This window comes from Dictyobacter alpinus, from assembly GCF_003967575.1.
Taxonomy (GTDB): Bacteria; Chloroflexota; Ktedonobacteria; order Ktedonobacterales; family Ktedonobacteraceae; genus Dictyobacter; species Dictyobacter alpinus.
The window spans coordinates 431929-447675 of sequence record NZ_BIFT01000001.1 but is presented as its reverse complement, the minus strand read 5'-3'; the positions used below and the strand labels follow the sequence as shown (position 1 = coordinate 447675).

Sequence of the window (15747 nt, the reverse complement as noted above, 5' to 3'; positions counted from 1 at the left end):
AGTTCTGCCGCCGTTACTCCCGAGAGTAACGGCGGCAGAACTTTTTATAAAACAGACTAATACTATAGGAGCGATGCGTTGTCTGGAAGGATAGAGAAGTTATTGGATGCAAAGCAAGTGGTGCGACTTTTTATATAATTTATTCGCAGGGGAAATGAATCTCCTTTTAGCAGAAAATACTACATGTAGTCTGTGTAAATACTCATAGTTGGGTTCAGGCTTATTCAATAAGTTTCATTAAATAGTTTATTTTAAACCTATTTGATGGGTTTTATTATCTAAATGACAATAAAAATGTTTCTCTATGCTTTATTAGGGAAATCATTCGGTTTTTATGGTGCTTGATAACATCCGTAGCATTGACAGGTTTTGGTTCCCATGCTATTGTAGCCTACATAGAATGTGACGAATGTAATGACGTATCTGTACAAAAATACTGCGTCTATTATCGTCTCATCCTCGACTTAAAATTAAGTTGCGTGTTCTTATGCTAGAGCCTTTTTTCTATAATGTATGCAAAGAAGTTATACTTCACTGAAAAAGGAGTGATAGCTAAAGAGTCGGAAACTGTTTTGTTTCTCTTGCTATTAAAGAATTGTAATTTTTCTAGCAGGAGAACGCTGCGTTTTTTTGTAGATAAGCTTTTTAGCATCAAGCGAGGAAAAGTTTATCGCAGTTTGCATACATATCTACAGATAATTGGTATATATCTGTTGTATATGTAGCTCAAGGGAGAGTTTTAATTTATGCAGTCTCGTTTCCATGTTCGCCGTGCGCGGATTACCAACCTGGCGTGTTTGTTTCTCGCCGTATTTTTGCTGCTTCCAGCTTTAGCTGCTTGCGGTGGCTCCTCTTCAGATACTGGAAGTAATAGCGGTAACGGACCTGTCAATCTGACCTTCCAATCCTGGGTTCCTGGCATGGATAAAGCCGTCGATATTTTCAACAAAACCCATTCGAATATTCATGTCAAATGGGAATCAGTTCCGGCAGGCAACAATGGCACGTATGCAAAAATGTTTACTGCCATTAAAGCCAAGAATGCTCCTGATCTAGGCCAGGTGGAATATCAGTTCCTACCAACCTTTGAGGCCACTGGTGGCCTGCTTGATCTCTCAAAATATGATGCTGGTTCGTTGCAAGGTAAATTCCTACCCTGGGCCTGGAATCAGGTAAAGCAGGGTGACTCGATCTATGCTATTCCTCAGGATAGTGGCCCGATGGCGATGTTCTATCGTGCCGACCTCTTCAAGAAATACAACATTCCTGTTCCTACTACCTGGGACGAATATGCCAAGGCTGCAGAGAAGCTGCATGCTGCAGATCCCAAGGCCTACATCACTGACTTTCCTCCGAAATCACAGGGCTGGTTCATTGGTATGATCTGGCAGGCTGGTGGTCGCTGGTTCAATATTCAGGGTGATTCCTGGAAGGTTGGCATCAATGATGCCGCTTCTAAGAAAGTCGCTGATTACTGGCAGGGATTACAGGATAAGAAACTGATCAAAAATGATCCTGACTTTGAGCAGAGCTGGTACAACGATCTGAACACCGGCCAGGTAGCTACCTGGGTTACGGCTGTCTGGGGTGCTAATACCATTCTGTCAAACGCTCCTAAGACCGCTGGCGACTGGCGTGTTGCTCCTATGCCTCAGTGGGAATCAGGTAAAAAAGTCTCTGGTAACTGGGGTGGCTCAACTACCGTGGTCTTTAGCAACACCCAGCATCCACAGGAAGCCGCTGAGTTTGCTAAATGGCTCAACACCAACTCTGATGCCGTTGATAGCATGGTCAAAACTGCCCAGATCTATCCTGCATTGACTTCCGCATTGGATATCAAAGCTACTGATGATGTGAAGAAATTCTACAGTGGTCAGGATATCAACGAAGTTTTCAGAGATTCAGCTTCACAGGTTGATGACAAGTTCCAGTGGGGTCCAACCATGAACGATGTCTTCACCTCTATGGCTGACACCTTTAGTAATGCGGTAGACGGAAAAGGGACGTTTGGTTCAGCTTTGGATAGTATTCAGAACACGGTCGTCCAGGGTATGGAGAAACAAGGTTTCAAAGTATCCAAATAAGCGGTTTCTATAGCTAACTCCCAATGCATAGCGGTCGCTGCAGTGCAACTGCTGCTGACCGCTATGCTCCCCAACAGATAGATCTGGTCTATAACCTGTTTACCTGTATTCTTAAGAACCATCTTGTGGCTATATGCCTGAACCTATGCTGCTGTGCAAAATATTGACGGCTATTGTTCTTTATTGTAGGGGATCTGGGATCAGAGAGGATCAATGTATATGGCACTTGCGACTTCAAAGACGGGGAGGACCTCTGGTTCTCGGCGAGCCAGGCAAAGTCCTGGTTTGTTCAAGGGAAAATCCATGACGCCCTACCTGTTCTTAACGCCGTTTTGTGTGATGTTTCTGTTGTTTTTTGTGGTACCGATTTTCTATGCATTGTACCAGAGCTTTTTCCGTAGCCAGCGTAGTGGCCTTGGCTTAGGGGCTCCGACAGTAGTTTTTGCTGGCCTGAGTAATTATCAGCAGGTGTTGACCGACCGCAGTTTCTTTGAAGGCATTGGGCGTATGATCCTGTTCGGTATCGTACAGGTTCCTGTGATGCTTGCATTGGCGCTGGTCCTGGCCTTGTTGTTGGATTCAGTGACCGTGCGCTTCAAGTCCTTTTTCCGGATTGCCTTCTTTATTCCTTATGGTGTTCCTGGCGTGATTGGTGCGCTGCTCTGGGGATTCCTCTACAATCCGCAACTTAGCCCACTTGTTCAGGGATTACAAGCCATTGGGATCAATATCAATTTCTTGAATGGCAACACCATCCTCTGGTCCATGGCCAATATTGTGACCTGGACTTATACCGGTTACAATATGCTGATCATCTATGCATCGCTCCAATCTATTCCGACGCAGCTCTATGAGGCGGCAAGCCTGGATGGTTGTTCCGCGATTGGCATTGCCTGGCGCATCAAAATACCGCTGGTCGCTCCGGCACTGATTCTCACCTGTGTGCTGTCAGTGATTGGTACCTTGCAACTCTTTACCGAACCTCAAGTATTATCCCAGGTCTCGAATAGTATTACCAGTTCCTACACACCGAATCTGTATGCATACTTTATGGCCTTTAGCAATAACAACTATAACTACACCGCCGCCCTCTCTGTTGTGCTGGCTGTGGTTACATTTGTGTTTTCCTTTGGGTTCTTGCGTCTTACCCAGCGTCAGTCAGGAGTGTAAACGATTATGGTAACTACAACAAAAGAACAGGAATCAAGGTTTCCGACGGCAAGCGCGGACGGTAAAAAGGCCGGATCGGGGAGGAAGATACGTCCTGGCAGTGTGCTAGCGATGGCCATCTTGTTTGTGCTCTCGATCTACTTTCTTTTACCGCTCTACTGGCTTTTCATTTCGGCCACAAAGAGTTCTGGTGATCTTTTCAGCACCTTTGGTCTCTGGTTTTCTAATGATTTCCAGCTTTTGAACAATATTCAGCATGTCTTTGCCTATAATAATGGTGCCTACCTGCTTTGGGTAGGAAACTCATTTTTCTACGCCCTGATCAGCGCAGCCATCGGAACCTTGTTTTCCTCAATGGCCGGCTATGCCCTGGCGAAATTTACTTTCCGTGGACGGAGTGCGATCTTCTCCATCATCCTGGGCGCGATCCTGGTTCCCACGCCAGCGCTGGTTTTGCCGTTGTACCTGTTGATGAGCGGCTTCCATTTGACTGATACCTACCTGGCTATTATTTTGCCCAGCATTGTTAGCCCGTTTGGTGTCTATCTGTCGCGTATTTATGCGGATGGATCAGTGCCTGATGCCTTGCTCGATGCGGCACGTGTAGATGGCTCTAGCGAATTCCGCACCTACTGGTCGATTGCTATGCGTATTATGTCTCCTGCCCTGGTTACGGTCTTCCTGTTTCAGTTTGTGGCGGTATGGACAAACTACTTCTTGCAGTATGTTATGGTCAGCAACTCGAATCTGTTTCCGGTGACTGTTGGCCTGCAGCTCTGGAATTCCTCCTATACTAGTGGGGGAGCCCAGCAATATGTTTATAGCATTCTGGTAACTGGCTCTTTGTTGTCAATCCTGCCATTGATTGTGGGCTTCCTGTTGTTACAGCGCTACTGGCGTAACGGCCTGACACTGGGCAGTGTTGTCGGCTAATCATCCCCTCCTCCTCTCATTTTCAAAAAGTGACGATGCTTATAAATGAGCATCGTCACTTTTTGTTGTGTTGACATACTTTGGTTTGTGTTGACGCACCATGTGGTATACTGCAATGTTGTCTCTTTGAGTAAGTTTCCTCTCCGAAGCCGCGTTATTGTGTTTCATTACTACTGTGCTGACATTGCCTGGCATATTATTGTGAGGTGTAATGATGACACCCTCTTCAGATTTTTCTACACAGAATTATACGGACAGCGCGGGGGAGCAGTTGCCTATGCCGCCTGTTTCGGATGTGACTACTCCTCCAATTGGAGAGACGCCCCCCCAGATATTGGCTCAGCAGGCGGCTGATGGACATCGTGGAGCGGCCTGGCGCTTAATGATATGGATTCTGAAAAACGATCCACGAGCCGTGGTCGCGGTTTCTTCGCTGGATGATGATCGTCTGGCTGAGCACCTGCTTGGATTTATTGCTCAGGGTACCTGGGCCGGTAAATCTTTTGATGTACCTGTGTTATTGCGTTCAGCGTACGCGCGTATGCGTCTACGAACCCTTTTCATGCCTGGCTCTGGCATGGATATCGATCGTGCACGGCGCGTCCTGTTAGCTGGACTGCGTTCGCCACGTCCAGCATTGCGCGCAAATGCTGCTCATATTCTGGGCCTGATCGCGGTGCGGAGTGATGCTTCAGTGCTGTTAAAGGCTTTAAACGATCCTGATTATGACGTGCGTTTAGAGGCTGCCAAAGCGCTGGGATATGTTGGGGCGCCGGAAGCGGTGCCCGCTCTTATCGTGGCTCTACGCAGCGCTGACGAGCAACTGGGTGTCCAGATCTTTCATTCTTTGGTTCAGTCAGGTAGCTGGTCAGTACCGGCACTCATCGCTGAATGTGATAGTACATCAGCCTGGACACGCTGGTATTGTATGCGCGCATTGGGTGAGATCAATGACGAACGCGCTATTCCTGTTCTGGCCCGCAGCTTGAATGATCCCGATCATGGAGTTGCGTGGATGGCCGCCAAAGAATTAGTGCAATTTGGGAAAAATGGAGTTAAGCCATTATTGTCCGTTTTGATGACCCAGGAAACGTCTCCCTGGCTAGCCGAAACTGCCTCGTATGTGTTTCGTCAGCTCTATACACGCTATGGAAGGCTTAAGCCATATCTTGAGCCTGTTTTCCGGGAAATGCAGGCCTCATCGTTCAGGGTTGGTACTGCCCAGGCTGCTCACAAAGCGCTTGAGCAACTGGAAAAGGATCAAATCCTGCAACTTTCCAGCCGTGAACTTACATTCAAAAGTGTCTGATACTGACGCTTAGCGCCATCTTTCTCTATCATTGTTAGCCTGCTAAATCCTACAAATGGAGTCCGGCAGGCTTTTTTGTGGAAAGTTCTGTTTATGGAATATTTTTGTCAGCCTGTGCTGTTTATAACAATAGCAAAAGAAAACTTCACAATATAATCTCCTTCTAACCTGTGCAGTGGCCATGTGCAATGTGCGTACACGCAACGATAATTAGCTCAGCTTCCTTGACAAGAAAAATTTGAACATGGTACTCTTTGGTGAGAAAGATAAAAACTAATTTGATATACTTAGTCAACAATGAGGTGATGTAACATGGGTGACGCTTTTCGCGAGATACTGCGGCAAGCACGGCAACATGTACCCGAGTGGTCGGCTTCACAGGTAAATGAAGCAATAGGCCAGCGTAAGCAGGGCGATGCAGATTTTACTCTGGTCGATGTCCGTGAGAAAAACGAATGGAATGAAGGATACATTCCAGGCGCGATACATGTTCCTCGTGGACATCTTGAATCACAGATTGAAGAAGCTGTTCCCGATAAATCTAAAAGAGTTGTCTTATATTGTGCTGGCGGCGTGCGCTCACTCATGGCAGGCAATACCTTACAGCAGATGGGCTACCAGGATGTGGTATCCATGGCTGGTGGTTTTGGACAATGGAAGGGTAGTGGCTTAGGCTTTACTCAACCTCGCACACTGAACGAGGCACAGACGAAGCGCTATAGCCGTCATCTTTTAGTGCCAGAGGTTGGTGAGCAGGGTCAGTTGAAACTCCTGGACTCCAAGGTACTCTTTATTGGTGCTGGTGGTCTGGGTTCTCCCGCTGCACTGTACCTGGCTGCGGCCGGCGTTGGCACCATCGGTATCATTGATGCTGATGTGGTAGACGATAGTAACTTACAGCGCCAGGTAATCCACAATACCGAGCGTATTGGTCAATATAAAGCAGAGTCAGCGCGTACAACCATCAATGCACTGAATCCTGATATAAAGGTCAATACATATATTGAGCGGTTGGATGAGACCAACGTTAAACAGCTCGTCTCTGAATATGATTTGATCATTGACGGTACTGATAATTTCCCCACGCGTTATATGCTGAATGATGCCGCTCTTATCTTTAACAAGCCGGTTGTCCATGGCAGCGTCTTCCGCTTTGAGGGACAGGTAACCGTCTTCAAACCTTATGAAGGACCTTGCTATCGCTGTCTCTATCCAGAGCCACCCCCCCCAGCCCTGGCACCTAGTTGTGCGGAAGCGGGTGTCTTAGGTGTGCTACCTGGTATTATCGGTCTGTTGCAGGCGACAGAGGCAATTAAAGTACTCCTCGGTATTGGTGAGCCATTGGTTGGTCGCTTGTTGACCTACGATGCCCTCTCCGGTGAGTTCATGGAACTGCGCCTCTTCCGCGATCCTAATTGCCCCGCTTGTGGCGAGCATGGACATCCTGAAGATCTGCCCACATATGCTGATGTGTGTGCAATACCAGCGTAAGATGTAAAGTAATTAGTGGTGGTAACTAGTCGCTAGTACCACCACTACTGGTAAGTAGGAAACCAATCGGCCGCAAGGACCGAACCTACGGTTATTAATATTTCTTTATGAAGGGAACCGAAATCATGGCAAATATCCGTCTGGCGCCAGTACTGCGCTCATATGCAGGTGGCTCAAAGCAAGTTAACGCACAGGGTAGCACTTTAGCTGAAGTTCTGAACAATCTCTATCAGAGCCATCCCTCTTTGAAGGAGCAGATTCAGCCAGAGCAAGAGCTGAGCCGTTTTGTGAATGTATATGTTAATGACCAGGATGTCCGCTACTTGCAGGGATTAGAGACCGCTGTAGAAGCTAATGACACCATTACTCTTTTGCCTGCTATGGCGGGTGGACGCTAGGAGAAAAGACGCATGCGCTACGGCAGCCTGTTAGAGACCATTGGAAATACACCACTTGTCGAGCTGAAAAGCTTCAGCCCACGTCCCGGGGTAGAGATTTATGCCAAACTCGAGGGGAACAATCCTACCGGCAGTGTCAAGGATCGTGTGGCTAAGAAGATGATCGAGGAGGCCGAGGCAAACGGCACATTGCGTCCAGGCTCGATTTTGTTGGAACCGACCAGTGGCAATACAGGTATTGCCCTGGCGATGATTGCGCGCATTAAAGGCTATCAGTTTGTAGCCGTGATGCCCGATAATGTAACGAGTGAACGTCGTCAGATGCTTGAACTCTATGGCGCGAAGATCATTTATTCAGATGGTAGCCAGGGAAGTAATGGGGCGGTCAAACAGGCCAAGGAACTGGCAAAGACTGATGATCGCTACGTTATGCTCTATCAATATGGCAATCCGGCTAATCCTGGAGCTCATTATGATGGAACTGCGGTGGAGATCATCCGAGACCTGCCTGATCTGGATGTCTTTGTGGCTGGCCTGGGAACGGGCGGTACCCTGACGGGTAATGGGCGTCGCCTGAAGGAATACAATCCTGCTATCCGCATCGTGGCCGCCGAGCCAATGCAGGGGGAGGGTGTGCAGGGACTACGCAGTTTGCAGGATGGTTTTGTACCACCAGTACTTGATCAGTCAATATTAGATGGCAAGATTCTTGTGACTAGCGGTGATTCTATTCGTCGCACTCGACAGTTGAAGGATCAAGAAGGTATCTTCGCGGGACCTTCCTGTGGCGCTTCTTTACAGGCGGCTTTGCGCGTTGCCAGTAGTATGGAGCAAGGCAAAATCGTGGTCTTGCTGGCTGATGGTGGTTGGAAATATTTGAGCGAAGATCTCTGGACCCGTTCGGTTGAGCAGATTGAAGAGGAGTTAGAGGCAAAAGTATTATGGTAGTGGACGCAAGTTTTGTTATTCATATCCCTTCTAACCTCTATCAAGAAATGGTAGAGCATGTTCGTGCTGGCTATCCTGATGAGACCTGTGGAGCGCTTGGGAGTGTTGATGAGCGTGTAGTGAAAAATTATCCTACCGCCAATGTTGCCGAGCATCCCGATGATTTCTCGATTATCAGCGAGAGCGATATGGTGCGTATCTACAATGACATTGATACGTATGATGGGGATCTGATTTATTATCATTCGCATCCAATTACCGAAGCCTATCCTTCGGCGCGTGATATCGAGTATGCCAGACGTAGTGGCTATCTGTATATTATCTTTTCACACCGTCATCATCCAGACGATCCATATGCGCGTGTATTCAAAATTGATCCTCAAGGTAGCGTCACTGAAGGAGAGATCGCCATCGATTAGCCTCTTCTCTCAAGCAAACATAGTCTGAAAGCTTATCTTACCACCGGTAAGGTAGGCTTTTTTGTGCCTTAATTCTTCTTTTGATAGAGATATGTCTCTGTTCGATCTTCTCAACCGTGCTTTATATGTAGCTTATCTAGTTGCGTCATAGTAATAGGATAGTGTTCAGATACTCAGAAACGAGGAGTAGCATGCTTAATGATAAACGTGCGAAGAAGCGCAACTGGCTTATTACTGGAGCCTGGTTCGGGACAATTGTCCTGTTAGGTGTCCTGAAGCGTGTCAAGGATAAGCAGCAGCAAAGTTAAAATGTGGCACTTGTTTTGATCAATGGCTTCCGGCAACGTTGTTATTAAAGGGAGCTATAATCTTCCCCTATACCTATTAATTATTGTTATTGAAAAAGAGAATGTATATGACTGAAGGAAGAGGTTCTTCCTGGTTGCTGGAGTCCAAATCACAGGGGAATTCCAGTGATATGCAGGATGCAGAAAATTATATTCAGGACAAGAAGGTAGACGACACGAAATCTGACAATTTCGTGTTCTCCGTAATCAAAGAAGTTGTATTCAAGCCAGTCGTTGCAACACCTGAAAAAAGCGTACGTCATCTCCCGGCTGATATGGCGCGCTTTGTTTCGGTGCTTGGACTCAGCGCGGCTCTGCTCGGACCACTTAGCGCCTGTAGCAACAATGATTCTCCCTGTCCTACTCCCAATAATCCCAAGGATACAAAGCAAATTTCCTGTACGGGTAGTGGCGGTTCACATTATCTATGGATCCCAAACCGTGGTGGTTGGGTACCCAGCGACGATGGTGTTCATCCTAATGCTGGAGCAAAGGGTGTTGGTGCGGATGATGGGAATGGTGGCGTAGGTGGTGGTAAAGGTGGTAGTAGTAAAGGTGGCAGCGGAGAAGGTGGTGGTGGAGAGGGTGGAGGAGCACATGGAGGCGGTGGTGAGGGAGGCTGATCCTTTGAATATAACCCCTGGTTCTGAAGGTAATCATTTCGCCCAGGCATATCGCGAGTGGCGGCGTGCCTATTATAACCGGTTCCCCACATTCTGGGGAACCCTGCCCGGCGAGAGTGTTGAAGAATATGCCGTCTATGGAGCCCTCGAAATTTCTCATGAGCATGCGGAGGCGTTGCGTAACGCCTCTTCACGCCTCTATACCCTGATGACACGGCTAGCGCTCTTGCTCCAGCAAGCAGATAACGAGTCACTCATTGAGATGGGTATACCTGTATCCGCATTGCCGTATGTGCATATTGTCATGCCAGAGATGCCTGCTGTAATGTGTGGCCGCTTTGAATTTGTCATGAGTGCAGAAGGTCCCAAACTGCTAGAATTTAATGCTGAGACTCCTACCTTTGTTGTTGAGCTATTCCATATGAATGGGCAGGTCTGTACAGATTTTGGACTACCAGATCCTAATGTGCATTGTCAGCAACAATTGGTGCAGGCAGTGCGCGCAGCTATTACCGCCGGTCTTGATTGGATTGAACCTCAACCGTCAGGCGAGCGCTCAGTCGTCTTTAGCGCCTATGCTCACCGTAAAGAAGAGCGTATCACCACGGAGTTTTACCATCAACTCCTCCTGGAGCAGGGTGACGTACCATATCGAACCTCGTTTCGTGGTCTGCATGAATTGCGCGTAACCCGCAACGGCCTGTTTACCGCCGACGGCGAGCGTGTGGATGTTCTTTACAAGCTTTATCCTACCGAGCATCTTATGCTGGATGAGGATGTGGATGGCACACCGGTTGGTTTGGCCCTGATGGAGTTGGTCCGTAAAAGGCAACTGGCCGTGATCAATCCACCCATTTCATTTGTATTGCAGAATAAAGCACTGGTTGCCATCTTATGGGCCTTGCATCTGGCGGAGAGTGAGCTCTTCACCTCTGAAGAACATGCCTGGATTGAGCAGTATGTGCTTCCCACATATCTGAGTCCTCTTGATGCCGAGGGCCAGCCAATCTTTACCGGCCAGCATGTCATCAAACCGGTCTATGGCCGCGAGGGCTCCTCAGTCACGATCCTTGATCAACATGAGGTGATTGAGCACAGTCAATGGAATTTTTATGATAAGCAGATCAAGGTGTATCAGCAATATGCAGGTCTGCCCACTACCACAATTCAAACGGAAGCCGGACTTACACCGGTAAACCTTGTGCATAATTGCTTTATCGTTGATGGAACACCTTCCGCAATTGGTGTGCGTGCCTGCCAGAAGTTAATTTTTGATGATAACTCCTACTTCCTGCCTGTCTGCTCTCCAACCACGACATAAGTAAAGCAGCAACAATCGGACATCGCATTACGCAAATGCTGTTCAGGCGCTGGTAGGGAATGGCGCACCATTCCCTACCAGCGCCTGAACAGCATTCAACCTATCTTTCAGACGTCCTCTCTAAAAACTTCTATAGCCTGATTCGTGTAACTATTGTCAATGATCCTATTTCTGTGTATAAATGGTATGATTGCTTATTTGATAATATAGTTTGATCAGGCTTGTTTTGTTGATATCTGGTGATTGGAGAATAGCTGAATGAAACTTCAGGCTGCGACACGTTATCCGTTGACGGTTGAGAAAGCCACAATTGAGGGATCTCGCTTTAACCTCATTTTTGCCCTGTCTACCGTGTGGTTTCTGGCAGGCGCCTGTTTGGATGCCTGGGCACACAGCCATCTGGCCCGCCTGGAAACCTTTTTTACCCCCTGGCATGCGGTGCTCTATTCTGGATTTCTGGCAACCGCGCTGGTTCTCCTGGGCGTGATCTGCTTTAATCGTCTGCGCACTTCCTCGTGGCGTGAAGCTATTCCTGCGGGCTATGAATTGACCGTACTGGCGGTGGCTGGCTTTGCGATCGGAGGCGTAGGGGATATGTTCTGGCATATTTTCTTTGGCATTGAACAGAATATCGATGCTGAGATGAGCCCTACCCATCTCTTTTTGATGGCTTGTGGTTGTATTTTTCTAGCCAGCCCATATCGTGCGCTCTATCACAACTCAGGCACTACTTTGCAAGGTGTGCAGCGTCTAAATCTGGTCCTCTCGCAGATCTTATTGATGGCCTTGCCCTCAATTATCCTGACGAGTTTTCACCCATTGACACAGTTCTGGCCAACATATGTACCGACAGGCGACAACAAAGGACAATCTCTGGCTGTGGTCAGTATTTATTTTCAAGCCGTACTTGTGACCGGGTATGCGCTTTTTGCCGTTCAACGCTGGCGCCTTTTCCCGGGTTTCTTTACATTCTCCTGGGGTGTAACAGCGATCATGATGGCGGTGTTGGGAGATAGTGTACTCAGTGTTGTGATTGCTAGCCTGGCAGGATTGCTAACGGATGTGGCTTATGCGTGGTTGCGGCCAGATCCGAGTAAGCAACTGACAAATTATCGTCTCTTTGCGATGTGTGTGCCGATGCTCCTTTTCCTGGTTTACTTTCTGGTCCTGCAATTTGCTACTCCTACAGGAGTTATCTGGACCATCCATCTATCGGTTGGTTCTATTGTTGTGAGTGGTCTGCTCGGCTTATTGCTCACCTATCTGATTAAGCCACCTGTGATCCAGGGATAAAAAAAGCGGCCAAAAAGCAGGAGGACCAGTATATGACACACTGGTCCTCCTGCTTTTTGGCTGCTCTCGTCTTTTGTCGAAGTTGGTTCGCCCGCTACGCGGGCGGGGAGGGGGAGAGATGCCGGGGGCACAGCCCTCGAACCCCCAGTCAAGGGGCTCGCCGCCCCTTGCATCCCCGCTTTTCCACCATAGGGAGAGATGTTGGAGACACTAGCCTGGGTTTCTCAATGAAGGGGCTGGTTGGCTCTTTCATCTCTATTTTTCTATTAAATGATATCTGACCAGTCTATCAGGCATGATAAGCATCTAGTGTGGTGCGTAAAACTTGTCCATGGGCATTTAATTGTTGACGTGCTTGTTCGACTGGCAGATTTGTGAGTGCCATCAGGATGGCAACCTTTGTTTCACCGTTGGCTTCTTTAAGTAAAGTTTCGGCCCGTTCGCGCTCACAGTCGGTTGCGAGTTGCACGATTTTAATTGCTCGTTGAGCCAGTTTATAATTGGTGGCGCGTACATCGACCATTAGATTACCATAGGTTTTGCCAAGACGAATCATTGCTCCTGTACTCAGCATATTCAGGACCATTTTTTGCGCGCTACCAGCTTTAAGGCGGGTTGAGCCGCTGATAACTTCTGGTCCCACTACTGGTGCGATCATGATATCTACCGCCGATTCTAGTGGGGATGCAGCATTACAGGCGACTCCAATGGTGAGCGCGCCCTGTGTTCTGGCGTATGCGACTGCACCCAGAACATACGGGGTACGGCCACTGGCTGCCAGGCCTACTACACTATCGCGGTCAGTAATATCAAGTTCCTTGAGCGCTACTTCTCCAGCGGCTGGATCATCTTCAGCACCTTCGATGGCGCTGGTAATGGCACGGGCGCCACCTGCGATCATACCGACAACCTGTTCTGGAGAAGTATTAAACGTTGGGGGACATTCAGATGCGTCCAGCACTCCCAGCCGTCCTGATGTACCGGCACCGATATAGATGAGCCGTCCACCCTGGCGCATGCGTTTAGCGATGGCTTCGATGGCGTGCCCGATACATGGTAGTTCGGTTTGAATGGCTTCAGGAACCCGTGTATCTTCGCTATTCATCACACGGGCGATCTCTAGCCCGCTCATCTGGTCAATATGGGTCGTAGCTGGATTGTTTTTTTCAGTCTCTAAGGCTGCGAGCGTTGGCTCTGTTGGTTTCTGTGACATATGTCCATGTCTCCCTGGGAAAATTATCTTTTTCTGCTTGATGCTATCAACCATATGCATAAGACATATGGCCTGGTGTGGAACGACAATTATGATAGTAGTTGTTCGCGTTTCAGGCTGGTGTAGAAAATATATTTATGTCCACAATAAATGGATCGCGCATACTCAATGGGTAGATTACGTTCGGTGTAAGCTGTACGGCAAGTGTAGAGGGCAGGACTGCCGATGGGCATCTGGAGCAGATCAGCCTCTTTGTTACTGATCAGGCCAGCTTCAAGTTCTTGTTCGGCTTCGATAAGTGTCAGGCCGTATGTATTTTCAAGCAACTGATAAAGGGAATTATGCTCCAGGTCCTCTTCAAGCAATTTTTCACAGCCGATGAAATTGAGATGCGAAACTTCCAATGCTAAGGGTTCATCGTTCGCTAAACGCAAGCGTCGTAGTGTGAAGATCATTTGACCTGTTTTGATGCGCAAATGTTCGGCCGTCGTTTCATCGGCTGGACACATTTGCGCGGATAATACTCTGGTAGCGGGGCGTTGCCCACGTGCGCTAATGTCCTCGGTAAAGCCGGTTAGATGGATCAACTGCTGAGTGATTTTATGCCGACTGACAAACGTACCTTTGCCCTGTTCGCGGTAAAAAAGTCCTTCATTGACCAACTCGGTGATGGCCTGTCGTGCTGTCATACGGCTGATACCATACTGCTCACTCAGTTCACGTTCCGAGGGAATCAAATCGCCGGATTTCCACTCTTGTGCGTTGATTTTCTCGCGCATAATCTCTTTTAATTGATAATAGCGCGGTAACGGTCCTTTCCGATGGCTTATATGCATGAATCTGTCCTATCTGTCTCACAGCGTGGGCTAAAAACGCGTGGTTTTTGTGCTGCCTCTTTTTTTCTAACTATACCTTTGTCGTTCTCTTACAGAGCGCTTTTATTCACTCCCTGTTATCAGTTGACGAAGGTAAGCTTGTTCAGATATGGTTGTTCTGCAGCGGCTGGCTCAGCCTGTTCTGACTTGAATAGCTGCTGCATTACGCGTAAATAGTTCGCACCTGGCGTAATTTTGCCTAGAATAGTGTGCGCGCTGGCACCGGTACACTGAGGAAGATTAGCCGAGCGTCCATACAATGTTTCATGACCAAGTAAGGCAAAGGTAACGGCTTCCTTCGCACTGGCTGGTAGACCTACTGTATCAAAGGAACGTACCTGTGTATCAGGTAGGGCTGCTTGCAGTCCTGCCATAAGTACAGGATTGTAGCTACCGCCTCCACTGACAATAACCTCGTCGATCTGGGCTGGCCCAAAGTTGTGATATGCGTGGGCGATACTCTCGGCAGTAACGGTGGTCAGCGTTGCCATGGTATCTTCCATAGAGAGTTGCCGTTGTTGCGCGGTCGTGAGAATCGCTTCGGCAAAGGCATCCCCAAAAAGCTCGCGGCCCGTAGTTTTGGGAGGCGTCTGTTTGAAATAAGGATGGGCCAGAATTTCGTCTACCAATCTCTGGTTGGGTTGACCGTTGCGTGCCAGTTTGCCATCCTCATCAAAGCCAGCTTGTCCTTGAGTGAAGTAGCGTGCCCCATAATCGATCAATACATTTCCAGGTCCCGTATCGAATGCATAGGCTCCTGTGCTTCCCTGTCTCGCTGGTAAGAAGGTCACATTCCCAATGCCTCCAATATTTTGCAGGGCGCGGGTCTTCTCATCGTCCGCAAACAGTAGCGCATCCAGGAAAGAGACCAATGGTGCCCCCTGACCTCCGGCAGCCATATCGGCCACGCGAAAATCAGCCACAGTTGTAATGCCTGTACGATGGGCAATCACTGCCGCTTCTCCTATTTGGAGCGTTGAGAGCGTGCGGCCTGCCTCCACTAAATGGTAGATGGTCTGTCCATGAGAAGCGATCAGGTCAACGTCTCTGCTTGTCAGCCCCTCATCTCTCATGAAATGTAAAAAGGCCGCAGCAAAAGCCTCTCCCAGTACAAAGTTTAATTCTGTCAGCTCATCCAATGGAGCATGTTTCTCGCGGCACAGTCGCAGTACCTGTTGCCGTAATGCCGGCTCATGAGCATATTCTTTTTGTGCCAGCAAACGGCAGGAAAGCGTGTTGGCTTGCGGTCCTGGTGAAAACTCACAAAGGGCAAGATTGATGCCATCAACCGATGTGCCTGAATTCATTCCAACTACACGCATA

Annotated in this window: 14 protein-coding genes; 11 read left to right on the top strand and 3 right to left on the bottom strand. The window is 48.3% G+C overall.

Annotated elements, in window-relative coordinates; genetic code table 11:
- The first annotated feature begins 746 nt into the window (after nt 1–746).
- The 11 genes from EL633_RS01745 to EL633_RS01695 all read left to right on the top strand — a co-directional run bounded on the left by EL633_RS01745 (nt 747) and on the right by EL633_RS01695 (nt 12336).
- Nucleotides 747–2084 carry an ABC transporter substrate-binding protein gene (locus EL633_RS01745; protein WP_126625548.1) on the top strand — a complete coding sequence of 446 codons (1338 nt, stop codon included), beginning with the start codon at nt 747–749 and terminating at the stop codon, nt 2082–2084.
- Between the two features lie 219 nt (nt 2085–2303).
- Nucleotides 2304–3254 carry a carbohydrate ABC transporter permease gene (locus tag EL633_RS01740; protein ID WP_174845153.1) on the top strand — a complete coding sequence of 317 codons (951 nt, stop codon included), beginning with the start codon at nt 2304–2306 and terminating at the stop codon, nt 3252–3254.
- 6 nt (nt 3255–3260) lie between these two features.
- Entirely contained in the window at nt 3261–4187 is a 927-nt protein-coding gene (locus EL633_RS01735; RefSeq protein WP_218027399.1) for a carbohydrate ABC transporter permease, read from the top strand.
- 277 nt (nt 4188–4464) lie between these two features.
- Nucleotides 4465–5496, top strand: coding sequence for a HEAT repeat domain-containing protein (locus EL633_RS01730; RefSeq protein WP_161981863.1), 1032 nt, complete (start codon nt 4465–4467; stop codon nt 5494–5496).
- Between the two features lie 312 nt (nt 5497–5808).
- Nucleotides 5809–6987 (top strand): molybdopterin-synthase adenylyltransferase MoeB, encoded by a 1179-nt coding sequence (moeB, locus tag EL633_RS01725; protein WP_126625545.1) that lies wholly within the window; start codon nt 5809–5811, stop codon nt 6985–6987.
- 125 nt (nt 6988–7112) lie between these two features.
- On the top strand, nt 7113–7385 hold the full coding sequence (locus EL633_RS01720; protein ID WP_174845152.1) for a MoaD/ThiS family protein: 273 nt from the start codon (nt 7113–7115) through the stop codon (nt 7383–7385).
- A 12-nt stretch (nt 7386–7397) separates the two neighbouring features.
- Complete coding sequence (locus EL633_RS01715) at nt 7398–8333, top strand: PLP-dependent cysteine synthase family protein (RefSeq protein WP_126625544.1); 936 nt, start codon at nt 7398–7400, stop codon at nt 8331–8333.
- Complete coding sequence (locus EL633_RS01710) at nt 8327–8752, top strand: M67 family metallopeptidase (protein WP_126625543.1); 426 nt, start codon at nt 8327–8329, stop codon at nt 8750–8752. The genes EL633_RS01715 and EL633_RS01710 overlap by 7 nt, the downstream gene beginning before the upstream one ends.
- Nucleotides 8753–9167: 415 nt before the next feature.
- On the top strand, nt 9168–9722 hold the full coding sequence (locus EL633_RS36435) for a hypothetical protein (RefSeq protein ID WP_161981862.1): 555 nt from the start codon (nt 9168–9170) through the stop codon (nt 9720–9722).
- Between the two features lie 4 nt (nt 9723–9726).
- Complete coding sequence (locus EL633_RS01700; RefSeq protein WP_161981861.1) at nt 9727–11043, top strand: glutathionylspermidine synthase family protein; 1317 nt, start codon at nt 9727–9729, stop codon at nt 11041–11043.
- Between the two features lie 258 nt (nt 11044–11301).
- On the top strand, nt 11302–12336 hold the full coding sequence (locus EL633_RS01695) for a hypothetical protein (protein ID WP_126625541.1): 1035 nt from the start codon (nt 11302–11304) through the stop codon (nt 12334–12336).
- A gap of 289 nt (nt 12337–12625) precedes the next feature.
- On the opposite strand, the gene murQ is transcribed toward EL633_RS01695, so the two are convergent.
- From murQ to EL633_RS01680, 3 genes are all read right to left on the bottom strand, one after another.
- Nucleotides 12626–13549: an N-acetylmuramic acid 6-phosphate etherase gene (gene murQ / locus EL633_RS01690; RefSeq protein WP_126625540.1), complete on the bottom strand. Its 924-nt coding sequence runs from the start codon at nt 13547–13549 to the stop codon at nt 12626–12628.
- 89 nt (nt 13550–13638) lie between these two features.
- The gene (locus EL633_RS01685) at nt 13639–14385 is read right to left on the bottom strand and encodes a GntR family transcriptional regulator (RefSeq protein ID WP_170216679.1); all 747 of its coding nucleotides are present in this window, start codon (nt 14383–14385) and stop codon (nt 13639–13641) included.
- Nucleotides 14386–14504: 119 nt separating this feature from the next.
- The gene (locus EL633_RS01680) at nt 14505–15746 is read right to left on the bottom strand and encodes an anhydro-N-acetylmuramic acid kinase (RefSeq protein ID WP_161981860.1); all 1242 of its coding nucleotides are present in this window, start codon (nt 15744–15746) and stop codon (nt 14505–14507) included.
- Nucleotide 15747: the final 1 nt, after the last annotated feature.

What these genes read in the sequence shown, in the direction of transcription:
- EL633_RS01735 (WP_218027399.1), top strand. Translation starts at nt 3,261, where the DNA reads ATGGTAACTACAACAAAAGAACAGGAATCAAGGTTTCCGACGGCAAGC.
- EL633_RS01730 (WP_161981863.1), top strand. Translation starts at nt 4,465, where the DNA reads ATGCCGCCTGTTTCGGATGTGACTACTCCTCCAATTGGAGAGACGCCC.
- EL633_RS01745 (WP_126625548.1), top strand. Translation starts at nt 747, where the DNA reads ATGCAGTCTCGTTTCCATGTTCGCCGTGCGCGGATTACCAACCTGGCG.
- EL633_RS01695 (WP_126625541.1), top strand. Translation starts at nt 11,302, where the DNA reads ATGAAACTTCAGGCTGCGACACGTTATCCGTTGACGGTTGAGAAAGCC.
- EL633_RS01720 (WP_174845152.1), top strand. Translation starts at nt 7,113, where the DNA reads ATGGCAAATATCCGTCTGGCGCCAGTACTGCGCTCATATGCAGGTGGC.
- EL633_RS01740 (WP_174845153.1), top strand. Translation starts at nt 2,304, where the DNA reads ATGGCACTTGCGACTTCAAAGACGGGGAGGACCTCTGGTTCTCGGCGA.
- murQ (WP_126625540.1), bottom strand. Translation starts at nt 13,549, where the DNA reads ATGTCACAGAAACCAACAGAGCCAACGCTCGCAGCCTTAGAGACTGAA.
- moeB (WP_126625545.1), top strand. Translation starts at nt 5,809, where the DNA reads ATGGGTGACGCTTTTCGCGAGATACTGCGGCAAGCACGGCAACATGTA.
- EL633_RS01715 (WP_126625544.1), top strand. Translation starts at nt 7,398, where the DNA reads ATGCGCTACGGCAGCCTGTTAGAGACCATTGGAAATACACCACTTGTC.
- EL633_RS01710 (WP_126625543.1), top strand. Translation starts at nt 8,327, where the DNA reads ATGGTAGTGGACGCAAGTTTTGTTATTCATATCCCTTCTAACCTCTAT.
- EL633_RS01680 (WP_161981860.1), bottom strand. Translation starts at nt 15,746, where the DNA reads ATGCGTGTAGTTGGAATGAATTCAGGCACATCGGTTGATGGCATCAAT.
- EL633_RS01685 (WP_170216679.1), bottom strand. Translation starts at nt 14,385, where the DNA reads ATGCATATAAGCCATCGGAAAGGACCGTTACCGCGCTATTATCAATTA.
- EL633_RS36435 (WP_161981862.1), top strand. Translation starts at nt 9,168, where the DNA reads ATGACTGAAGGAAGAGGTTCTTCCTGGTTGCTGGAGTCCAAATCACAG.